The following is a 22390-nucleotide window of genomic DNA, read 5'->3' as shown; positions in this document are numbered from 1 at the left end:
GGTGAAGGGGTCTCAGTGGATTTTGAAGCCGCTGAGATCCACGGCAAATCGGTCGGCTTCGACTTTTGCGTTGAGGCGGGTGTTGCGGAAAATCGTGCGGATGCGCGATTTGTCGTCGAGGCGCAATTCGAGGGCACGGAGCTGCTGGGTCTTCGGATCGATGTCGAAGAAGACATAGTCAACTTTGTCGCGCATGCGGCGATCCTTTGGACGGGTGGTGAGTTGGTAGATGCCCTCGGTCACACGGGACTCCACCAGCTCGAAGGCTTCGGTGAAGCCATCCAAGCCACCGGAAAGAGCCTTGTCGCCCAGCAGAGTGAACGATCGAGCGCGGGAGGAATCGGCATCCAGTCGCATCGCGCGTTTTTTCTCCACGTCGATGAGAGTGATGGTTTCGCCGTCTGAGACGGCGATGGTCTTGGGGGGGGTGCCGAGATCCCAGCGGAGTTTGCCAGGTTTGGAGAGGGTCAGGCGGCCGGGTGTTGAGACGGGTTTCTTGAGAGCAGGAAGGGTGCGTTCCTGAGTGAAATCCGCATCAAGGGATTGGACCTTCTTCTGCGCCTCCAACCACGCCCGCAATGGGGCGGTGTCGAGGTCCGCATGGGCGGACAGGACGGTGAGGCCGAGGCAAAGGAGAAAGTGTCGCATGACAGGGAAGAGAAAAGGGATCGCCGAAAGATCAAAGTCCAAATTCGGCAGAGGGGAGGAGCCGGGGATTTGGAGCTTGGAATCCCGGGCGGCAGAGGTCGGGATGCCGCGCATGCGCGGAGCGTGGAAATGGATGCTGCTGGTGGTGGTGATCTTGGCGGCCGGTGCCGGGATTCGGCGAATTAAGATCGATACCGACGTGCTCTCGGTGCTGCCCTCTGAGCTTCCCGAGGCGAAAGGGTTGCGGGCCTTTCAGGAAGTGTTTTCCCGCGATGAAGAATTGGTGCTGCTGCTCCACGATCCCTCGGGCGATCAGGATCTCTCGGTGAGGGCGGAGGAGTTGGCGGCCGAGGTGATGAAAACGGGTTTGGCCCGGGGGGTGCGATATCGCCCGCGGTGGCAGGACGATCCTGCGGGCTTGGGCGAGTTGTTTGCCTGGTTGTGGTTGAATGGTGATCCCGCTGAGGTGGGACGGTTGCAGGAGTCGCTTTCTGCCGACGAGGTGTCGGACACGTTGGAGGCTTCTTTGGAGCGGGTGGCGACGGCGCTGGAGGGAAGCGAGATCATGCTTTCGGCTCACGATCCGTTTGGATTTCTCAACCACCCGGCGATGCGTGGGTTTTTTGAGGCGTCCGAGCATGGGGGCGAGGGTTTCCTGAGCGGGGATGGAACCTGGCATTTGGTATTCATCGACGCTCCAGCTCCGGTTCCGGGATACAAGGAAGCCGGGGCTTGGTTGGAGAAGTTGCATGAGACGATCGATCCTTGGGCCAAGAAGCAAGGGCTTGAGGTGGGCTACACGGGAGATCCGGCATTTGAAGCGGAAATCGGAGGTGCGATGGAGGGAGACATGAGTGGGACGGCGACGCTGACCTCGATCCTCATCGGGCTGTTATTCCTCCTGATGCAGCGTCGTCATGGACTGCTTCTCGGATTGGGGGGGGTGCTGGCCTTGGTGTTTTTTGTGACGGCCGGGATGGCCGGTTGGATCTATGGGGATCTGAGCATCATGGCCGCCGGATTCGCGGCCATTTTGCTGGGGTTGGTGGTCGATTACGGCGTGTTGATTTGTCAGGAAGCGAAGCTTTGTGGGCACGACACGGCGGCGATCCGATCGGCGACGACCCCTTCGATTTTGTGGGCAGCGGCGACGACGGCTGCGGTCTTTTTTGCGCTGAACCTCAGTGGGATGCCTGGGATTTCTCAGTTGGGAACTGTGGTGGCCTGTGGGGTGGTCGCGGGGGCCGTGCTGATGGTCATATTATTCGTGCCATGGGTGGCAAAGGTGGGTGCGGGTCGGACGACGGCCGGGGGGGATTCTTGTGCGATCTTCGGTCGCAGGGGGGCTTGGACGGGTTTGGCGGTATTGGTGATGGCGGCGATGGGGACCCTGATCTTCCGAGGAGTGCCAGGGGTGGCATTTGACCGCTCGTTGCTGCGGCCCAGGGACAGTCAGGCGATGGAGACGTTTGAAAACATTCAAAGGGCCTTTCCGGAATGGGGATCACCTGCCTTGAAGTTGGTCGTTGAAGGGGCCACGGATGAGGAGGTGCGCGGGCACGTGGTGCGGGCCGAGGAGGACTTCGCTAAGTTGCAGAGTGCCTGGCCGGAGCAGGTCAAGCGAGTCGATATCCCGGCGGGCTGGTGGCCAGCTCCGGAGCACATTGAGGCGAATCGTGCCGCTTTGGCTCAGCTTGGCGAGGCACGGGAGCGATTGCTTCAAGCCGCCGATGAGGTGGGTTTCTCAGAAGAGGGCTTGGGACTGGGTAAGCTGGTCTTGGAGGCTTTGCCGAAGGTGGCGACCTGGCCGGTGGGGCAGTTGCCGGCGGGCGGTGCGGCGGAGGAAATTCTGAGAGGCGTGGTTTCGCGAAATCAGAACGGAGGGGGGCGATTGCTGGGAACAGTGGAGCTGGAGGCGCCGGAGGATCTCGATATGGAGGATCTGACGCGGCTGCGAAAGGCGGGCGGGGATGGGGTGATGCTGGCTGGCTGGGCATTGCTCCGGCCGGCGGTCTTGCCTCTGGTCAAAAAGGATGTGATGGAGGTGTTCCTGCCGATGGCGGGATTGATGCTGTTGATGCTGGCATTGGTTTTCCGCAATCTACGGGATGTGCTGGCCTCGGTGGGAGCGATGGCTCTCAGCGGACTGGTGTTATTGGCGGCGATGCGGTGGCTGGGATTGGAATGGAATTTCCTGAATATCGCAGCGACTCCATTGTTGTTGGGCACAGGGCTCGATTATGGGATTCACATCTTGCTGGCACTCAAGCGCGGCGATGGCGATCTCCGCCATGTCTGGCATGGCACGGGCAAAGCTGTGCTGTTCTGTGGAGCCTCGACGGCGATCGGCTTTGGGTCTTTGGCGTTTGCTTCGATCGATGCGCTGGCGAGTCTTGGGAAGGTGGCGTTGTTGGGCATCCTGATTTCGATGGCGGTGTCGGTTTTCTTGCTCCCTGGATTGCGTGGCCACCGCTCCTGAGGGGAGCTCCATCCCGTACCGGGAAACCCTGAATAGGGGGGCCGGTCGGAGGCATGGAGTGGCGCCGAGCTGTTCGGCTGAGAAAGGAGGGAAAAGAAAAACCGACCATCCCAGAGGAAAGGTCGGCTTTGAAAAATCAGGGACCGCGAGGATCAGAAGCGGTAGAAATCGGTCTGAGTCGATGGTGGCCGCGGGTAGGGCGGCGGGGCCAAAGGCGGGATGGGTGGCGGCATCGGCGGAAGATCGAGAGGATCTGCCGGAGCGGCCTGTGGTTTGACTTCCACGCCCTTGGCGTCTTTGGCGCTCTTCGCGCTTTTGGCACTGTCGGCGGATTCTCCTGCTCCGGGATCGAGGCGTGCCATGACTTCTTGCACGCGGCCTAAGGAGCCCGGAGCGGTGGCGATCGCACATTGAGCGATGAGGCGCATTTGGTCCGGGGCTGCTTGAATGGCGGTTTCCACCACGTAGCCGACGATGGCGTCATCGCACTCGGTGCCTTGGATGGCAGCTTTGACGATTTCGCAACAGCAACCGGGGTTGCCGGTTACCTCGACATCGACCATGCGAAGGAGTTCGATGGGGTCGACCTTGGCGCGGCCCGCTACAGCGGTGATCCGCTCGATCGACGCCTCGCAACCGTTCTCGCCGAAGGCCATCGGCCCGGTCGCGAGCAGCGCGAGGATAGTCGCTGGAAGCAAAGTTTTCATGCAGAGGGGAATGGGGTGGGGTGAACTCGAGAGGTGCTGATCAGCAGATCGGCACGTCGAAATCAGGGGTCCTTCTAGCACGTCGAAATCGACTTAGGAAGAGTTGATTTTCGTAAAATGACCCACGCGACTGAGGATCCGAATTCGCTGGATGGCGAGGGGTGGTGGCTTTTCCGGGAATTGAAGGGGTTTGAAGGGATCTGCGCGCCTATTTCCTCCTCCCAAAAAAAGCGCCCCGCGGCGCAAGCGCTCGCGGGGCGAAGATCGATGTCTGAGGGCGCGCCGTTACTTGGTTTGGCGGGCGTTGGCCTTCAGGCGCAGGGCATTGAGGGCGATGAATCCGGTCGCGTCGTCCTGGTTGTAGGCCTCTTCCTGGCCCCCTTCCATGGTGGCGACGGCTTCGGAATACATGCTGTGAGGGCTACGGCGGCCTGCCTGCATGACATTGCCTTTGTAGAGCTTGACCCGGACCTCCCCGGAGACAGTCTTTTGGCTTTCGGTGACGAGGGCCTGGATGGCTTCGCGTTCTGGAGCGAACCAGAATCCGTTGTAAACGAGTTGGGCGTATTTGGGAATGAGGGTGTCGCGGGTCAGTTGCAGTTCGCGGTCCATCACCAGGGTTTCGAGATCGCGGTGAGCGGCCATGAGGATGGCGCCACCGGGCGTTTCGTAGATGCCACGGGACTTCATACCGACGAAGCGGTTCTCGACGATGTCGATGCGACCGATGCCATGTTTGCCGCCGAGGGCATTGAGCACGCGCATGATGCCATAGGGAGTGAGCAGGGTGTAACCATCCTGTTCTCCGAGCGGCGAGAAGTCGCCGAGTTCGGCGATGGTTTCCGCGAGTCCTTCGGTTTGCAGGCCGATGACGTTGCCCTTGTCGAACAGCAACTGGAGGTATTGCGGCTGGTCGGGAGCATTCTCCGGGGAAACGGAGAGAACATACATGTCCTTGTCGGCCTCGCCGGTGGCGTCGTGCCAAACGTCTTCGAGAGCTCCGGCCTCGAAGGAGATGTGAAGGAGGTTGCGGTCCATGGAGTAGGGTTTCTTCATGGAGGCTTTCACCGGGATGTTGTTGGCCTCGGCGTAGGCGATCATTTCGGCTCGGCCGGGGAATTGCTTGCGGAATTCCGCATCGCGCCATGGAGCGATGACCTTGATGTCGGGAGCGAGGGCGGCGGCGGAAAGTTCGAAGCGGACCTGGTCATTGCCCTTGCCGGTGGCACCGTGGGCGATGGCGTCGGCACCTTCCTTGAGGGCCACGTCGATCATGCCCTTGGTGATGCAGGGGCGGGCAATCGAGGTGCCGAGGAAATAGCGGCCTTCGTAAAGGGCATTCGCTTGGAACATCGGGAAGATGAAATCGCTGGCGAATTCTTCCTTTTGGTCATCGATGTAGCACTTCGAGGCCCCGGTGCTGAGGGCTTTGGCTTCGAGGCCATCGAGTTCTTCACCTTGTCCGCAATCGGAGCAGTAGGCGATGATCTCGGCATTGTATTTTTCCTTGAGCCAGAGGAGGAGGACGGAGGTGTCGAGTCCTCCAGAGTAGGCGACGACGATTTTCATGCTGGGCCGAGGCGTAGGTGGGAACGGCGGGGAATCAAACTTCAAAATGCGAGGCGTCGGCTACAATCGGAGTCGAAGGTTTCCATGGTGGGTGGAGGGGGCGGGCGGATAGGCTGCCGGAGTCATGAAACCGACCTGTGGATGCCAAAGGATTTTTCCCGATCCCGGTCCTGCTCCGATTCCCCATGGGAGATCGAAGCGTATTTCCCCATTGGGTCCCCGTCCGGGTTACCAACCGAGGGTCAAGTTGGCCTTTCGCGAAGTGAAACGGGGGCGAGGCCCGAGGATGTTGAAGGTTCCCCATCCGGTGAGGGTTTCCGCAACTCTGCCAAGTGGGGGAGTTTCTGCTGAGGAGATGCTCAAACGGCAGCGGCAGCATGGGCTGGGGCAATGGCTGGGCCTGGTGGGATTGCTGTGCGTGTTCAATCTATGGGCTGCGGTGATGGTAGAGGTGGTGGCGTCGATGGTGGCTCCGGTCAGCGGCTGGATTCAGGAATGGCGAGGATGGAGTTTTCTGCCGGCATTCTACGGTTCGCATTTTTTCGGGGTGATCGGACATTCCCTATCGGTAGAGGAAAGATCCTTGGGGCTGACGGCCATCGTGGTCTTTTGGTTGGGCTTGCTGGGGAGTGTGGTGGTGGGACTACTCGCGACCCTGCTTGGGGGCTAACCCAGCTTGGGTAGACAGGCATTCGGGCTGGGAACGGTAAAACCGGCTTGCCCATGTTTTGGATCTCACGACTTCTTTGGCGGGTTTGCTGGCTCTGTTGGCTTTTGGTTTGGTGGTTGCCCTCTGCGGCCCATGCGCAGCGGGAGGTGCTGCGATTCAATCAACATTGGAGGTTGCATGTTGGAATCTGCGAAGGGGCGGAGCTGCCGAGCTTCCCCGATGGAGAGTGGGAGCCGGTGACCTTGCCGCGGGCCTGGAATGAAGATGATGCCTTTCGCGTGGACATTGCCGACCTCCCGACCGGGACGGCTTGGTACCGGAAGACATTTGCTTTGCCGGAGCGGAAGCTGGATGAGCGGGTGGTGGTGGTTTTTGAAGGAGTTCGCCACGGCGCGGAGTTCTACATCAACGGCCAATCCCTCGGGTTTCACGAAGATGGCATTACGGAAGTCGGCTTTGATCTCACACCCCATTTGAATCCTCCTTCGGAGCCGAATGTTTTGGCCGTGCGGACCAACAATGCCTGGGATTATCGGGAACAAGGGACGCGGCAGCGCTATCAATGGAATGATCGGAATTTCAACGCGAACTACGGAGGGATTCCGAAGAACGTGTGGCTTCATCGGATGGGATCGCTCCATCAAACGCTTCCGGTGTTTCCCGGGCTGGGCACGTCCGGGACTTACATTTATGCCGATGAGTTCGAGCTGGAACATGGACGGGCGAGGGTGCATGCGGAATCGGAGGTGAAGAATGATTCCGAGCGGGTGCGTTCCTTCAGATATGAGGTGGTGGTGGCCGAGTTGGATGGCACTGAGCGAGGGCGATTTTCCGGTGTCGAATCGATCACCCTTGAGCCAGGAGAATCCGGGATGGTGAGGGCATCAGGGGGAGTGGACGGTTTGCAGTGGTGGAGTTGGGGTTATGGCTATCTTTATGACGTCAAAACTCGCCTCTTGGAAGAGGGTGAGGTGGTCGACGAGATGGTGACCCGCACGGGGTTTCGACAGGTCACCTTCGGTGACGGGCAGGTGGCGCTGAATGGCCGGGTGATTCAACTGAAGGGCTACGCTCAGAGGACGACGAATGAGTGGCCGGCATTGGGAAGTGCGGTGCCGGCATGGCTGAGCGATTTCTCTAATGGGATGATGGTGGAAAGTGGTGCCAATCTGGTGCGATGGATGCACACGTGTCCGTGGCGGCAAGACATCGCATCCTGCGATCGGGTGGGGCTGCTACAAGCGATGCCCGCGGGCGATGCGGAAAAGGACGTGACGGGGCGGCGTTGGGAGCAGCGGGTCGAGGTGATGACGGCGTCAATCATCGCCCACCGCAACCATCCCTCGGTGGTTTTCTATGAAGGGGGAAATCACGGGATTTCGGAAGCGCACATGGCGGAGCTGCTGGCGATCCGCGACCGGTGGGATCCCCATGGAGGGCGGGCCATTGGTGCGCGTGACATGCTAGCGAGTGGGACAGCAGAGTATGGTGGGGAAATGCTCTATATCAACAAGAGTGCCCGAAATCCATTTTGGGCGATGGAGTATTCGCGTGATGAAGGACTGCGGAGATACTGGGATGAGTTTTCGCCCCCGTATCATCCGGAAGGCGAAGGTCGCCCCTACAAAGGCGAGCCAGCACCTGCGTATCATCACAATCAAGATCAGCATGCGATGGAGAATGTGCGCCGCTGGTATGACTACTGGGAATGCCGGCCGGGGACAGGCTCCCGGGTGAGTTCAGGCGGGGTGAATATCGTCTTTTCGGATACCAACACGCACCACCGTGGGGAGGTGAACTATCGGACGAGTGGCGAAGTGGATGCGATGCGGTTGCCGAAGGATGGATTTTTTGCCCATCAGGTGATGTGGGATGGTTGGGTGGATGTGGAGCATCCCCGCGCGCATCTGTTGGGGCATTGGAATTATAAGGAGGGGATCAAGAAGCCGGTGGTGGTGGTCTCAAGTGCTCGCGAGGTAGCGTTGTTTTTGGACGGCCAGTCGTTGGGGCGTTGCCGCACTCCAGAGAAGCGGTTTTTGTTTTCGTTTCCTGAGATCCCTTGGCGGCCTGGGCGCTTGGTCGCGGTGGGCTACGACGAAGAGGGTCGGGAGGTTTGCCGTGACCAGCGGGAAACCACGGGACCTGCGGTGGCGCTGCGATTGACTTCCCACGTGTCACCTGACGGGGTGGGGTTCAAGGCCGATGGGGCCGATGTGGCGCTGGTGGACGTGGAAGTGGTCGATGCCCAAGGCCGCCGAGTTCCCACCGCGATGCATCCCATCACCTTCGAACTAACAGGTCCTGCAGAATGGCGAGGAGGGATCGCTGTCGGACCTGAGAACTCGATTCTGGCAAAAACTTTGCCGGTGGAATGTGGGGTGAATCGGGTGCTGTTGAGATCGCATCCCGAGGCGGGAAGCATCCGACTCATCGCGCGGGCTCCGGGTTTGGCGTCGGCGACGCTCGAGTTGGAAAGTCAGGTCCCACCGGATGCGGCTGCGGCTTTGGTGCCGCGGCCTTGGCTGACTCGGGGGCCCACTCCGAAAGGTCCCTCATTTCAGCCCCACCGAATCTCCGTGCCCGTGGCATCGATTCGTGCAGGTGGTCGGCAACAGGAGGCGTCATGGGCATGCGACGACAACGAGGAGACGGCATGGGAAAATGGCGGGGATGATGGATCTGCTTGGGTAGAGTTCACCTTGGCCCGGCCTGCAGTGGTGGACGAAATCACGGCGAAGTTTCCGGGTTGGCGGAGTCGCACCTATCCGCTTGCGATTTTCGTGGATGGTCGGGAAGTCTACCGCGGAACGACATCGACGAGTTTGGGATATGTGACCCTGCCTCTTCGCCCGCAGGAAGGTCGGGTGGTCCGGGTGCAATGTGTGGGCAAAGGCGAGGTGAAAGAGGGTTTTGGCGGAATTCGCGAAGTGGAGGATGCCGGAAATGCCAGCGACGGACCTCCCGTTGCACCTGGGAGGCTAGGGATCGTGGAGATCGAGTTCCACGAACGGGTGCGGTGAAATGGGCGATGGTTGTCAGGGTGTCGGCACGCCTTTGATGGCGCTGTAGGTGATGAAACCTCCAATGACCAGAATTCCTACGAAGTAGAGAACGACCAGAGAGACGATCATCCATCCCACGAATCGCCAAAAGACTCGTTGGGCATGCAAGGCGGCGACCAGGTCCGTTTCGCTGCGGGAGACCAACAGCCGAACGATATGGCTGCCGTAGGTCCAAAGCTTGATGGAGGGATAGATCAGCAAGCCGGAAAAGAGCAGATAGAAAACGCCCAGGCCGATGACGATGGGGACCATCGAGCCGTTTCCTTCCGGGAGTGACGCGGTGCTCGCGGCTCCACCGAGGAGGATCAATAGGCCAGCGATGACCATGAAGCCGGAACCGATGAAGCCGAGGACGGAGCAAAGTCGGACCCAAAAGCGGGTGCCAGCGAGAGCATCAATGACGCCGGGACTGGCGATGCCGGGTGGAGAGTGGAACTCAGGGGGGATCGATTCCGGAGTCGAGGAGTAGGGATTTTCCATGAAGCCCACAGAATCCAGAGCAGGGCAAGAAAGACAAGCGGAGAGCCCGGGCTTGCGAGTCAGCGGTCGGCGCGTCATGCCTGCGGGGTGCTCGAGGGATGGGAAGCGTGGTCGCTGGCGTTGTTCGCGGCCTTTTGCATCGGGATGGCGAAGTCCGGTTTCAGCGGGACTTCGCTGATCTCCGTGGCGATTTTCACCCAGTTGTTCGGGGCCAAAGCTCAGGCGGGGTTCGCACTTCCCTTGCTGATCCTGGCCGATGTCTGCGTGTTTCCGGCATTTCGAAAACACGGCAATTGGCGGGATGTGGGGAAGTTGTTGCCCGCCACGTTGGTTGGTCTCGGAATCGGGTGGTGGTTGCTAGGAAATGTGGACGAGCAATTTGCCAAGCATCTAATCGCCGGGCTGATTTTCCTTTTGTTGGGCCTGCAAAGCTTGCGGGTGCTTCGTCCCGGGCTGTTGGAGCGGGTCGCGGATCATCGGGCGTTCGGAACGGCAGCAGGCGTGGCAGCAGGAACAACGACCATGCTGGCGAATGCCGCGGGACCGGTTTTCCAGCTCTATCTGCTTTCGCGGCGAATGCCGAAAATGGAACTGATCGGGATCGGTGCTCGGTTTTTTCTGCTGGTGAATCTCATCAAGGTGCCGCTCAACCAAAACCTTGGGTCGCTCACCGCCGAGTCTTTGCTGGCTGACCTGAAATTGGCTCCGGGAATCGTAGCGGGAATCCTCTTCGGGCGAGCACTGTTGCACCGGGTCCCTCAGAAAGCCTTTGAATGGATGATCCTTGGTTTCGCCAGCGTGGCGGCCATCCGAATGCTGGTGGCTTAGCGCGCGGAGTCAGCGCCGGAGGAGTTTGATGGCCTCCCAATTCTGGTGAGCCATGGCGACCAGGAAAATCGGGAAGAGGATGGACTTCAGGTAGATGAAAAGGAGCACGGCGAATACGATGGCGATCGCAATGCTGACCTGATGAGCCAGGACTTGACGATTCGGGCCGAGCAAGATGGCCACGAGACGTCCCCCATCGAGGGGAATCACCGGAATCAGGTTGAGGATCGCCCAGAAGAAGCTGATGACCCATACCCACTTGACGAAATTCGCGGCGGGAACCGTGGGTGGCCTGAAGAAGGTGAAAGCCGCAAAAAATGCCCCCGCCAGAAGCAACTGCACGAATGGACCGGCGGCGGTGACCAGGAAATCCTGTCCTCGGGTGGTTTTCCCGCCCTGATAAGCGGCGTATCCTCCGAATGCCTGGAGGACGATGATCGGCTGTCGACCGAATGCCTTGGCGGTGAGCCCGTGTCCCAACTCGTGCACCAGCACTGAAAGGAATCCGGCAATGATGAATAGAGCGATGCCCAGCACGGCAGAGACCGTGTTGTCGCCATTCATCATGGCACCCAGCAAGCCCATGGTGATCCAAAACCAAGGTTGAACGATGACGGGGATACCGAAGAGGGAAAATCGAAGCATGAGTTCTTAGAGCGGAGGAGCAGTAATCGAGGACGGCCGCGTGTCCAATCGGGAATGCCGGATGCAGGCAACGAAGGACAATTTCCGGTTTGTTCAGAGGGGCAGAGTCGCTAAAGGAAGCGTGATGAGCGACGGATTTGACGTGGGAATCGTGGGCGCCGGCCCGGCCGGGTGCACTCTGGGAGCCTTGCTGGTACAGCGGGGCTTCAAGGTGATTTGCTTCGATGATGAGCGTCGTCCCGAATTGCTGGTAGGGGAATCGCTGTTGCCCACAGTGGTCGATCTGATGCGACGCCTCGGCATTGAAGATCGGGTGAAAGCCTTTTCCCAATTCAAACCGGGCGTGGCATTCGTTCATCGCGATGGTCAGCGGCTCGACTTTTTGTTTCCCCACGGAGTTCTCGGGAAGACGCCGAACTACTCCTACAACATCCCCAGGCCGGAGTTCGACAATCTGCTGCGGGATCGGGCGAAGGAACTGGGAGTGCTGTTTGTGAAACATCGCGCCTCCGTGGAGAAGGGCGTGGGCGACTCCGAAGTGGTGCTTTCGCAGGAAACCATGAAGGTGGTTCCTGAACTCAAGGGTCAAGCGCCGCGCCTGTTGGTGGACGCCACGGGTCGAGCCCGCACCTTCGCTCGGGTGCTGGGCCTTTCGTCCACTCAGGGAACTCGCAACGATGTCGCGTATTTCGCCCACTACGAAGACTTCGATGCCACCAGCATGACCGAGGGGCAGGTGGTGATATCGATCCTGGAGCATGGATGGAGCTGGCGGATCCCGCTTCCCGGTCGGCTTTCGGTCGGCGTGGTCATCGACAAGGAAATTGCCAAGCAACACGGCTCCACCGCCGAAGAACGCTTGGAATCCATCATTGACTCCCAATCGATTCTTGCTGGGCCCGGAGCGGGTCGCAAGCGGGTGACCGACGTCAAAACCTACACCAACTACCAGTTGATCTCGGAACGTTCTCACGGGCCGGGTTGGGTGGCTGCTGGGGATGCTTTTGGATTCGTCGACCCCATGCTTTCACCGGGCTTGTTCATGGCGATGCACATGGCGGAGAGGCTCGACGAATTGGTGTTTGCCGGAGGGCCCAGAGTGCTCGATCAACCCTCGCGCTTGGCTCCCCGTCTGGAGAAGGTGAAGGCAGAGATGCTCGACTGGCATGAGTCCTGGGCGGAGATCATCGAATATTTCTACGATGGACGCATGTTCTCAATGTATGAGGCGGGGACCAAATTGCGCGAAGCCTATGGGAAATGGCAGCTCCCCTCGCTGATGGAAAAACACCTGACGGCGAACATCACTCGCATGGTCTCTGGAGTGACGACTCGCAGCCGCTATGGCCGTGGACTGGTGAACTGGTCGACCCGCCACTTGGTGTGGGATACGCAACCTCCGGAGCACTATGCGGTGCGGACGTCAAAGACCCCCTTGCCCTCTCGGGAGGAAGCCCAGATGGCAGGCGTCTAACGAGATATCAGGAACACCAGATCACCCGCAGGCTGTCCAGCCGCAGCCGGGGTTGGTCGAGGTGTTCCAAGGTCTCACCGCGTAAGGCTTCGAGGGTGGTGATTTCGTCCGGACGCACCTGAGGATTGCGGGTGGCGAGATCCCGAAGGCGGGCAATTTCCCCGGTGAACTCGGCTTCGGCGGCTTTGCGAGCCTCCGCGACAGGGGCTTCCCGGCGGGCGGTGGCAAGCTCCCTGGCTCGATCGAGCAAGGTGGGAAGCACCCGGTCGCGGAACGCCGGTTGCGTTACCAGTTTTCGCGCCTGTCCCCCGGCCAACGGTCCAGGAGCCGCTTTATCGGAGAGGTCTTTTCCGGTGTGGTCGGTCATCACGCGAATCGCGGTCGGTGGAAGAAATCGATCGAGGTGAAGTCGTCCCGGCGCGGGGACTTCCAAAACGAAGCAGGCTTCGAGCAAAATGCCTTTGCCACGGCCGCCTTCCCAACGGGCGAAGGCCGCATTGCCCAATTCCGAGCCCAGGAAATGTTCCACGGCTCCTCGCACCATCGGATGGTCGGCTGTCAGCAAGGCAAGGTCCTCCCGTGCCAGGGCCGTGTCGCGATCGAAAGTCGCGGACAAACCTTCCTCTGGTAGATCGGCAAAGGCTTCACTGAGCCGCTGGCCCCGGGCGAAATGATAGGCGCGGACGAAAAGATCGGAAACATCGAGGCCCAGCCGGTCAAAGAGTCGGACGATGAAACGCTCGAAAGCGGGGTCGTTGTCGTGGGCCTCAATGTGCTCGATCAGGGCGCTCGCGTCGCTCGCGGGAGGGGCGGCGAGTTCTAACAAACGATCATGACCGGAGTCCAATTGGTGGGCGATCTCCTGAGACCGTTGACGGCTACGGCGAAGAAGTTTTTTGAAACGGGCCGCATCCTCGTCGGTCAGGGCTTCCAGCTCAGGAAGGAACTCTGCCGCCAGCGTCGAAGCGCCGCGCAAGGGTTGGGAAAATGCGTCGACGCCCTCATGCAACCAGCGCGCGTGGCGTTCAGATGCACTTCCTTCCCCGTAGGGAACGTGAATATGGATATCGCCGGTTTGGCCAATCCGGTCGAGTCGGCCGATGCGTTGTTCCAGGAGCTCTGGATCGCGCGGCAGCCCAAACAGCACCAAATGCCGAGCGAATTGAAAATTCCGCCCCTCGCTGCCGATCTCGGAACAGATCAAGAGCCTTGCTCCCTCGGGGTCGGCGAACCAGGCAGCATTGCGATCGCGCTGTAGAAGGGTGAGATCCTCCGTGAAAATCGTGCACTCCACTTCCATTTCTTGGAGGAGCTTTTCGCGTACGCTTTCGGCTGCTTCCGGGCTGCTGGTGATGAGCAGCACTTTTTCCTCTTCGGGGAGGAGTCTTAGCAAATCGGCTAGCCAGGTGTAGGGCGACGACTCGGCGCTCAAGGGGTGCAAGAGGGGTCGGCGCACTGGGAAGCCCTGGAGCTTGCGCCGAGTATTGCGGAACAGCACCCGGCCGGTGCCGAAACGATCGATCTTTTCGCGGGCCTCCGGAGCTCCATCGGGAAGCGCGGCGATTTCCTCTACGAGCGCCTCGTAACCTTCGGCCTCGGCAAGGAACGCGGAAAGGTCGCCGTAGCGAGCTGGATCCAAGAGCCGAAGACGGGCGAAATGGCCCTCCGGTCCCAGTTGGGTCGGCGTGGCCGTGAGCAACAAGAGAGACGCAATGCACGCGCCCAATGCTTCGACCGCCGCATAGGCCGGCGACGACTCTCCGGGAGACCATTCGAGATGGTGGGCTTCATCGACGATCAACAGATCGAAACCGGCGTTGGCGGCCTGGTTCCGCCAATCGTCATCCTCGGCCAGCCAGCCGATGGGAGCGAGCACCAGTTGGGAATCGAGGAATGGATTGGCCTCGGGGTCATTGGCGAGAATCGCTTCACAGCGCTCCTGATCGAACAAGGCAAACAGCAGGTTGAAGCGGCGGAGCAGTTCTACGAACCACTGATGGAGCAGGGGCTCCGGCACCAAGATGAGAACCCGCTCGGCACGGCCGGTCAGGTGAAGGTGCTGGAGGATCAGGCAGGCTTCGATGGTTTTGCCCAAACCCACTTCGTCGGCCAGCAACAAACGGGGGTGAGGGCGACGACACGCCTCTGCGACGATCGCAAATTGGTGAGGAATCAGGTCGATACGAGCCCCCAGAAACCCGCGGGCGGGGGAGCGACGTAGCTTGGATGCCATGTCCAGGACCCGACGCCGCAGATCGAACTCTCCCGGCTCGTCGCACATCCCTGCCAGCAGGCGTTCTTCCGGCGCGGTAAAACTCAGCGTGTCGAGCAGCGCGGCTTCAGGAACTTCGGTATCGCCGTCGAGATAGACCAGTCGACCGGACTCTTCACGAACGCCGGTGATTCGAAATTCGCGCCCTTCGTGATCGGCCACGGAGTCTCCGGTCTTGAAGTGCACTCGGACCACCGGTGCACTGTCGAGAGCATAGAGACGGGTTTCTTCAGCCGCTGGAAAATGGAGTTCGACCCGGCCGTCACCGGCAGTGAGGACGATGCCAAGTCCGAGGGCGGGTTCCGAAGTCGAAACCCATCGTTGTCCGGGGCGGGGAAGCTGCATGGGGGGCGCGGTCTAGCGATCTCGAAGGGATTGGGGAAGGGAAACCGGTGCTGAAATGCGGGGTTGAGAGCCCTGGCAGTCTGCGGAGGCTCCCGCAAAGCCCTCCCAGTGAGGATGGGTGGGGCGATGGGCGCCTCGCGAGGGAAGAAAAACCACGGTCCGTGTGAGTTCGTTCGACAGGGGGCAGGCGAGGTCGGGACGTGAAGACGCCAAAAGACCGGCGGGGAGGAAAGGTCGACGGAGGCTTTGGAACCAAGACGAGATGCCGAGCGGCAAAAATCATCTGCATGCTGGCGCGGAAGGTTATCGCTTGGGGCGAAAGGCCACGATCCCAGATGGAAAGTGAAGCATCGGGACGGCATGTGGCGTCGAGGCCCTATCGAAATCGATCTCGAATCCCCGGAAAGTGTATCGAAACGTCAGTGCCGATTTTCCCCATCATGAGATGGCAGGGAATTTTGATAGATTCAAAATTGATCAATGGATTTTGAAGGGTTCTCCATCGAAGACAAAGAATCAAGTTGACCTGATGGAGGATGTTAAATTAATCCATCGGTGCAACGTTATTCGGGTGATGAAGGAGGATCGAATTTTCGGGAGTTTGGGATGGATGTTTGGAGCTTTCATGGTTTCTTCAATGCCATCCAGTGCCGCCACTTTTGTTGATGGGGTTTTTGTGGATTCTTCTCTGAAAACCTATTTTATGTCACACGACATGTCAGGTAATACCACTGGCGAGGTGGCCGCCCTTGACGGGGCTCTCTATCTTCATTCGGATACTTCTGAATCCGCGCCAGGTTATTGGGATGGCGGATTGGTCCTTTGGGGTCAGCCTGTTACGGTCTTCTTGGGTAATTGGATTGACAGTCAAAACGGGCAATTTCGCATCTTTGCGGCGGAGGATCTGGATGTCGCTCCCCCTCTCTTTGAGATCGATGGGGCGACCTCTTCGGCGAGTTTCACCGCTGTGGATGTGACCATCGATCAAGGCTCTTTGACCGTCGATGGAAACACCCTTCTGAAAGGCACGGTGATATTGGATCAAGCCCAGGGCGATATTTCCATGGGAAACTATGAGTAAATAAATGATTTTTGTAAGGTCGGTTCGCCCTTGATTTGGGGGTAGCTCATTGCGCGAGGACAGAATAGAGGTTTAAGTCACAAAACGGGCTGATGAATGGAGGGGTAAATCCCTGCTAGGTGCTCTCCGTTGAAACGGTACAACGTGGTCTGAGGGGGATGCGATGGGGATTTCATCTTCTCGTCGCTTTCCAATGGAAAATCGCATGTTTCCTCCCTCCTCGGGCTTCTTCATAAAAAGATTGAAAATGAAAGTCTCCCGATTGGGTCGAGTGCTTATCGCAGGCGGGTGTTTGAGTTGGAGCCTCGCGAGTGCGAATCCTCCAGAGTGGTGGGATACGGATCCTCCGGTGGTAAACGGGGAAACCGCGAATCCCATGGGTCCTGCGAACCTAGGACAGGCAAAGTGGATGGCCAAAAGGGCGTTGGAAACGTTGATGGTCACCCATCCGGCTCTTGCTTACGAGATCGAGGACCAATTGGTGGGGCCGGGGCGTGCCTTGTCGGGTTGGGAGAAATCCTCATCCGATCCGGCTTTGGCAACGGAGTATGCACCGCTCTTGGTGGGCCAGTTGAAAGCGATCTCAGCTCCATTCTACGATGGACTGCACGCGGCCGCCGAGGATTGGCTCAGCGCAGAACTGGCTGCAAACGGCACTCAGGATCCTGCGAATGCTTCGTTTTACTATCCTTGGACTGCCAATGCGGCCGACGATTCCAATCACGGAATCGCTAATCTTGCCCAGCTCAAGGCATGCTTCTCTCTTCGCTTTGAAAGTCTCGACTCGGATGGGGACGGCATTCCCGACTGGTGGGAGACGCTCCATGATCTGGATCCCAACCTTTCAACGGATGGAGCCAGTGACTTCAACGGAGACGGGCTGAGCAACTTGGAAGCTTATCAGCTGGGTATCGACACCGGAAATGACGACCTGGATGGTGACGGAGTGAGCAATGCCCAGGAAATCTTGAATGGGACTGATCCATGGAATCCTGATTCTGATGGAGATGGCATTCCTGACGGCGTGGATGCGACTCCCAACGTTTCCGATTCCCTCCCTTTTGCCGCGGCGACCTCCATTCAGATCTGGAGTCCGCTGGATTAGGCGTGGGGCAGTGGGTTCTCCGCCCACGGTTCATTTTTGTATCTTTATTTTCAATAGTCTCATGATATTCAAACGATTCGGGTTGGGCCTTTCGGCGCTCGCCTTGTTTTCTATCTCGATCGATCGAGCCATGGCGGCTTGTGGGACCTGTGCGGCTGAAGACTCCAATACCGTAAATGTCCGGTTCTCGATGGCGGGAAGTGTGGGAGCGGCGGACGCGAACGAGTCCACAAGTGCTACCGTGAACTTCAATGGGGTGACGTCGGCGGGAGGTCCAGTCCTGGGGGCTGCCGAGATTTCGACGCCGATCCGGGAAGTTGAAGTGGAGGTCGACAAGCCTACTTTTGCGGTTGCCGAAGTGACATCCACGGCATCCGCGAGCGAAGTGAGTTGCTCGGCGTTTGCTGCCGTCACATTTGAGGTCGGATGTGGCTATCTCATCCAAGCCAACTACCAATTGTGGAATGGAAGTTCGTGGGGAGACTGGAGCGATCTTCAGACGAGTTCGAATGGGACCTTGGAAGTCGGTTCGGGTTCCGGGAATGTGAAGATGAATGTCAGGGTGATGGTGGTGGAGGACCCTTCCGCGACCTGTCAGAGCTGCTCTGGCGATTCCCCCGAGGCTGAGAACGGCGAAGATTCTTCCACCACGGATGATGCTTCGCCCGCGTCACTGCCCAATTCGGCGCAGGATGCAGGCCCGATGGCCAATGGCATGCCGACCTCGATCACTCCTTCCCAGCTTAGCCTGCTTTTGCGATTGGGGGAAACTGAGGCTTCAGGAGGGATGAATATGGGTTGGCTGAAGCTCAATGGGGAAATCTCGCAGACTTTAGCGGATGTCTCCAAGCTGACGGTGGGGGACCGTTCCGAGATTGGCGGGACTCTGCATGTCTTCAAAGTGGGCTCGGTGATCAAGGAGCTTTCCAATTTCCGCCGACTCGCGGTGGTTACTTCATTTCCTACTGGTGGCTTCAAAGTCGAGTGTTATGGGGAGGGGGATTATACGTTGGGGTCGCCGTCGACGCTGACGGGAAGTCCCTATTTCACTTTGGAGGTCTTACCGATCACGATTTTAGCGTCGGTGCACTATGGAGGGATTCAGATCACACGGCATCACCCCAACGGTGAAACGGAGGTGACGACCTATTTGAGAACCTCCAATGATGGAAGCTCATGCCAAATCGTGTCTGAAGGAGGGGCCTTGATTCGGGAGCTTGCGAGTGTTTTTACCTACAATTCGAATCTCCATGAATGGGAGCGCACTGATGTTGACGAAACTCGACGAGACGGTGCGCTGATCTCGAAGACGCAGGAAACCACCTCTTTCCAACTCAAGAGAGATGCCTCGAACGTCGTTTATGATCGAGCGAAGTTTCGCCGCGAACGGTGGGTGTACGACTCCGATTCCACCTGGCTGACGACGCAGTGGAATCCCCACCCGGATGTTTTGGGAAGGGTTCTTTCCGTGGTTCGCCCGGATGGGCGCTGGGAGGCATATTCCTACTACGATGACTACACGGATCTCACGAACTCAAACCGTCTTTGGAAGCATCGACTGAAGACCATCGTGCGGCCATGGCTGGACGGACCGACAACCCCGCCGGCCGAACCGTGGACGGTGTCGACTTCGACGGCAGGATACGAACTAGTGGAGGTTGCATACAGCCGCGTGGGAATGAACATCGTGAAGAGTCAGGAAAGGACCTTCAAAAATGGGATCCTCTCGAATATTCAAAATTTCGAAGTCGAAGAGGTCAGTTTTACCTCCGACAATGAGCCGGTCGACGGAAACGAAAGCGATCTTCGGGGATGGTTGGCGGATGCGGGTGTGGATTCCGCTTGGCTCCCAAAAGCAAAAAGCATCTTTTGGACGAGATCCAGCGAATCGGCAGATGCTTCCAATGAGCTCTCGGAGATGGTCTCGAACGGACTTTCTTTCAGCTACGTTTCGAATGATACCGATGGCTCCATTTCTGCGGGAGTAAAGACTTTCGGACGGTGGGTCGGAAGCTTCGCTGGCTCCGTCGATGAGGAGGGGAATGGCTCCGTGGTGGGCTATGAACGAGGGAACTTTTCTTCCGGGGTTTTCACCCCCAGTTCATTTTCGGGAACCTCTCCGACGATGGGTGCCTACCTGCGCCAAGTTCGTGTGAAAGTCCTGCAGGGATCGGTCGTTCGGCCCCATCGGGGGTCTCGGGAAGTAAGAATCATCGATGCCTACGGCAAATTGCTTCGGGAGGAATTTCATGTCGTCGATGGATCAGGGGACTGGAAGATCGCGACGGTGAGGACCTACGAATACCCTGTCCTTTGGAGCAACGAACATCCCCGGGAAGTCATCGGCAAAACCTGGGATTTCACGGAGGGATCGGGTGGCACCGTGACTCTGCTTGCCAGCAGAATCCTTTTTAAGAAAGAGGCCATTTCAGGATATGAAACCGCGTTTTGGAGTGAGAACGGCGAGGAGCAACGCGTCGTTGTCGACCAATCCGGGCGTCTCGTCTCCCAAACCAAGGTCGGAGTGTCGGGGGTACAGCCCGATGTGGTGACGAGCTACGATTATCAGGGGTTGACCACGATCACGACCACGACAGGGGGCGATCAGGTCGCTCGGAAGCAAATAGTGAAGGATGCCGCTGGCCGGGAAGTGGCGAGCGTCAATGCTGCCGGCGCGGTGATTCGAACGAGCTATTTGAATGGGGGACGCGATGTTTTGGTGACCCGCCCAGGTGGAATCACGGAGTTGACTAGCCGAAATTTGAGCGGCGACCTGGTTTCAAGGACGGGGTCCGGGACGGTCGATGAGGTCTACAGCTATGCCCTTCTCTCCAACGGGCATCAGGTGGTGACGCGCAGGGTTGGTGATGATTTGTCCAATTCGCCGCGCTATGTGCTCACTCAGACTGATGGTGCCGGACGAGTGGTGGAAGAAAGAACACCGAGTCCGACCGGCACCGGCGAAGTGACCGAAAACTTCTTTTATTTACCCGGAACTCGGCGTCTGGAGAGACGCGTCTCCCCGAAAGGAGATTTTTATCAGAATGTGGATTTGGACCTTTCAGGAAACGGGGTGGAGTACAGTGGAGAGGATTTTGATGGCGGAGGATTGGCGATCCTATCGCGGGACTCGCTGACAGCACGCCTGAGCTACTACGTCAAGGAAGGTGACGACTGGTGGGAGGTGAATGCCCAGCGAGTCTACGATGGGATCGACGGCAGCAGTGGCAGCTTCTTGGAGACCCTAAGCAAGCGTTGTCTCAACGAGTTTGCGGATGGCTGGGCGTCCTGGAACGTGCAAGTCGCACCGACAGGGGCCACGACTGAGTCCACGGAGCTCGTGGATTGGGCCAACAAGACAGTCACGGTTTCCACCGTCGGAGGTGGAGCAAGCAACGCAGTCGTGACGGTGAATCGGAATGGCTTGTTGCTGTCCCGCCAAACTCCAGAGCAAAGCCAACCTGACACTTGGGAATATGATGGTTTGGGGCGGATCGTGACGGAAATCTCCGCGCGTGGTGCGGTCAAGCGCCGCAGTTACCAAGCTGACGGATCGGTTGCGGCCACCACGGACGATCGCGGTAAGGTGACGCGCTACGAAACCTATGGGCCGAGCCATACCTCCTCGGGATTGACCTCAAAAATTCAATACCCGGACGGGACCACCAGAATCTACCGCTACTCACCTTTGGGGCAGTTGATTGAAGAGACCGGAACCGCCGGTTATCGGGTGACGTACGGATACGATGAGTTTGGCGTCAAAGATCGCATGTGGACCTGGCGCTCGGGGTCGACCTCCGACCAAACAACCTGGGTGTACCAAGCCGGAACGGGATTGTTGTTGCAAAAGAAGGATGCGGCAAATCAAGGGGTGAGTTACTCCTACTATCCTTCTGGGAAAGTGAGTGTCAGAACCTGGGCCCGAGGAGTTTCGGCCACCTACACCTATTCCGATGGAGTCAATGGGTCGGGTCACCTGATTGGAGTCAATTATTCGGATACGACCCCGGATTTGACGATGTTCTATGGGGGAAGTCCCACCTACGATCGAATGGGAAGGGTCTACCAAGTCGCGCAGGCGAGCCGGGGCACTGAGCATTACCGATTCGTGGAAGGCAACACGACGGTCAGTTCTGAGCAAACCATGAAGGGGATGCTCAAAGAGATGTATCACTCTACAAGCCACCAGTTGTTCGCCGAGCGGGGACTTGTTTTCGAGAGAGATTCTTATGGGCGACTGAACGAAGTGCAGGAGACCAGCAATCACTGGGTTTCGGGATTCACGGTCGTCAGAACGGTGGAGTACAGTTATGATGCCAATACCGGATTGCTGAAGCAAGTGGATGACGGCGCGCAGAACCACCAGTATGCCTACGACGCGAACAGTCCTTGGGTGTCTCAAGTGCAGACCCGTCACACGGCGCGGCTTTGGTTCCAGGAGGATCGCTATCGCGATGCAGGAGGGAGGATTCTCGGGGTGAGGAGCGCTTCGGTAGCTGGTGGAACGACGGCGACTCCTGTGGCTTCCCATGCCTATCAGTACGACGCCATGAATCGGAGGGAGAAGGAAACCTATTTGGATGGCTCCTACCGCGAGATCGGATACAACGACCATTCGGAAGTCACCTCGGTGAGCCGGTATGATAGTGCTGGAGGAGCGATCCCTCAGCTCGATAGTGCCTATGCATACGACGGCATTGGAAATCGGCTCTTGAGTAGCTCGGAGGTGATCGGTGATCGGAGCTATACGCCGAACTCCCTCAACCAGTGGGCGCAGGTCACCCACGGTTCGGAGAGACTGGCTCTGGGGCGGGCACCCACGAATTGGACGGTGATGGTCGATGGTATCGAGTCCAACCGGAATGGTGAGATCTATTATCAGGGGGTGAGTGTTGACAATGCGACGGCACCCGTATGGCAAACCGTCAAGACGAAGAAAATGGGTGCAACCTCCGTCAATACCGGTTATCTGTGGTTTGACCAAGCGGCGCTGGTTCCGAGCTACGACGCGGACGGCAACCTGCT

At 58.6% G+C, this 22390-nt stretch carries 14 protein-coding genes; 8 read left to right on the top strand and 6 right to left on the bottom strand.

Annotation, left to right across the window (positions count from 1 at the left end; translation table 11 throughout):
- Positions 1-12 precede the first annotated feature (12 nt).
- Positions 13-648, bottom strand: a complete 636-nt coding sequence (locus HNR46_RS16200) for a LolA family protein (protein ID WP_184020661.1) — start codon at positions 646-648, stop codon at positions 13-15.
- Between the two features lie 112 nt (positions 649-760).
- Between HNR46_RS16200 and HNR46_RS21235 the strand changes: the two genes are divergently transcribed.
- On the top strand, positions 761-3127 hold the full coding sequence (locus HNR46_RS21235) for an MMPL family transporter (protein ID WP_221285222.1): 2367 nt from the start codon (positions 761-763) through the stop codon (positions 3125-3127).
- Positions 3128-3279: 152 nt separating this feature from the next.
- Here the strand turns inward: HNR46_RS21235 and HNR46_RS16190 are convergent, their stop codons facing one another.
- Positions 3280-3834: a hypothetical protein gene (locus HNR46_RS16190; protein WP_184020656.1), complete on the bottom strand. Its 555-nt coding sequence runs from the start codon at positions 3832-3834 to the stop codon at positions 3280-3282.
- A 285-nt stretch (positions 3835-4119) separates the two neighbouring features.
- Positions 4120-5403 (bottom strand): argininosuccinate synthase, encoded by a 1284-nt coding sequence (locus HNR46_RS16185; RefSeq protein WP_184020654.1) that lies wholly within the window; start codon positions 5401-5403, stop codon positions 4120-4122.
- Positions 5404-5689: 286 nt separating this feature from the next.
- On the opposite strand from HNR46_RS16185, the gene HNR46_RS16180 reads away from it, so the two are divergent.
- Complete coding sequence (locus tag HNR46_RS16180) at positions 5690-6073, top strand: hypothetical protein (RefSeq protein ID WP_184020652.1); 384 nt, start codon at positions 5690-5692, stop codon at positions 6071-6073.
- A 53-nt stretch (positions 6074-6126) separates the two neighbouring features.
- On the top strand, positions 6127-9093 hold the full coding sequence (locus HNR46_RS16175; protein ID WP_184020650.1) for a glycoside hydrolase family 2 protein: 2967 nt from the start codon (positions 6127-6129) through the stop codon (positions 9091-9093).
- A 15-nt stretch (positions 9094-9108) separates the two neighbouring features.
- On the opposite strand, the gene HNR46_RS16170 is transcribed toward HNR46_RS16175, so the two are convergent.
- Positions 9109-9693, bottom strand: coding sequence for a hypothetical protein (locus HNR46_RS16170; RefSeq protein ID WP_221285221.1), 585 nt, complete (start codon positions 9691-9693; stop codon positions 9109-9111).
- Positions 9694-9702: 9 nt separating this feature from the next.
- Here HNR46_RS16170 and HNR46_RS16165 point away from each other — a divergent pair, with 9 nt between their 5' ends.
- Entirely contained in the window at positions 9703-10443 is a 741-nt protein-coding gene (locus HNR46_RS16165) for a TSUP family transporter (protein ID WP_221285220.1), read from the top strand.
- Between the two features lie 9 nt (positions 10444-10452).
- Here HNR46_RS16165 and HNR46_RS16160 read toward each other — a convergent pair whose 3' ends face one another.
- Positions 10453-11088: a site-2 protease family protein gene (locus HNR46_RS16160; protein ID WP_184020646.1), complete on the bottom strand. Its 636-nt coding sequence runs from the start codon at positions 11086-11088 to the stop codon at positions 10453-10455.
- A gap of 124 nt (positions 11089-11212) precedes the next feature.
- Here HNR46_RS16160 and HNR46_RS16155 point away from each other — a divergent pair, with 124 nt between their 5' ends.
- The gene (locus HNR46_RS16155) at positions 11213-12562 is read left to right on the top strand and encodes an NAD(P)/FAD-dependent oxidoreductase (protein ID WP_184020645.1); all 1350 of its coding nucleotides are present in this window, start codon (positions 11213-11215) and stop codon (positions 12560-12562) included.
- Positions 12563-12569: 7 nt separating this feature from the next.
- Here the strand turns inward: HNR46_RS16155 and HNR46_RS16150 are convergent, their stop codons facing one another.
- Positions 12570-15179 (bottom strand): helicase-related protein, encoded by a 2610-nt coding sequence (locus HNR46_RS16150; protein WP_184020643.1) that lies wholly within the window; start codon positions 15177-15179, stop codon positions 12570-12572.
- Positions 15180-15585: 406 nt separating this feature from the next.
- Between HNR46_RS16150 and HNR46_RS16145 the strand changes: the two genes are divergently transcribed.
- The 3 genes from HNR46_RS16145 to HNR46_RS16135 form a co-directional block, all read left to right on the top strand.
- A complete protein-coding gene (locus HNR46_RS16145; RefSeq protein WP_184020641.1) occupies positions 15586-16260 on the top strand; it encodes a hypothetical protein in 675 nt (224 codons plus the stop codon).
- 247 nt (positions 16261-16507) lie between these two features.
- Complete coding sequence (locus HNR46_RS16140; RefSeq protein WP_184020639.1) at positions 16508-17365, top strand: hypothetical protein; 858 nt, start codon at positions 16508-16510, stop codon at positions 17363-17365.
- 61 nt (positions 17366-17426) lie between these two features.
- The coding region (locus HNR46_RS16135; protein WP_184020637.1) for an RHS repeat protein at positions 17427-22390 on the top strand (4964 nt) is incomplete at its 3' end.

This window comes from Haloferula luteola (genome assembly GCF_014201715.1).
Lineage (GTDB): Bacteria > Verrucomicrobiota > Verrucomicrobiia > Verrucomicrobiales > Akkermansiaceae > Haloferula > Haloferula luteola.
Note: the sequence above shows the minus strand (reverse complement) of the source record. Positions and strands in the feature narration are given on the sequence as shown.

Excerpts from the sequence above, each read along its gene's own strand:
- HNR46_RS16200 (WP_184020661.1), bottom strand. The coding sequence starts at position 648 with ATGCGACACTTTCTCCTTTGCCTCGGCCTCACCGTCCTGTCCGCCCAT.
- HNR46_RS21235 (WP_221285222.1), top strand. The coding sequence starts at position 761 with ATGCGCGGAGCGTGGAAATGGATGCTGCTGGTGGTGGTGATCTTGGCG.
- HNR46_RS16170 (WP_221285221.1), bottom strand. The coding sequence starts at position 9,693 with ATGACGCGCCGACCGCTGACTCGCAAGCCCGGGCTCTCCGCTTGTCTT.
- HNR46_RS16150 (WP_184020643.1), bottom strand. The coding sequence starts at position 15,179 with ATGCAGCTTCCCCGCCCCGGACAACGATGGGTTTCGACTTCGGAACCC.
- HNR46_RS16185 (WP_184020654.1), bottom strand. The coding sequence starts at position 5,403 with ATGAAAATCGTCGTCGCCTACTCTGGAGGACTCGACACCTCCGTCCTC.
- HNR46_RS16175 (WP_184020650.1), top strand. The coding sequence starts at position 6,127 with ATGTTTTGGATCTCACGACTTCTTTGGCGGGTTTGCTGGCTCTGTTGG.
- HNR46_RS16155 (WP_184020645.1), top strand. The coding sequence starts at position 11,213 with ATGAGCGACGGATTTGACGTGGGAATCGTGGGCGCCGGCCCGGCCGGG.
- HNR46_RS16180 (WP_184020652.1), top strand. The coding sequence starts at position 5,690 with ATGTTGAAGGTTCCCCATCCGGTGAGGGTTTCCGCAACTCTGCCAAGT.
- HNR46_RS16160 (WP_184020646.1), bottom strand. The coding sequence starts at position 11,088 with ATGCTTCGATTTTCCCTCTTCGGTATCCCCGTCATCGTTCAACCTTGG.
- HNR46_RS16190 (WP_184020656.1), bottom strand. The coding sequence starts at position 3,834 with ATGAAAACTTTGCTTCCAGCGACTATCCTCGCGCTGCTCGCGACCGGG.
- HNR46_RS16140 (WP_184020639.1), top strand. The coding sequence starts at position 16,508 with ATGAAAGTCTCCCGATTGGGTCGAGTGCTTATCGCAGGCGGGTGTTTG.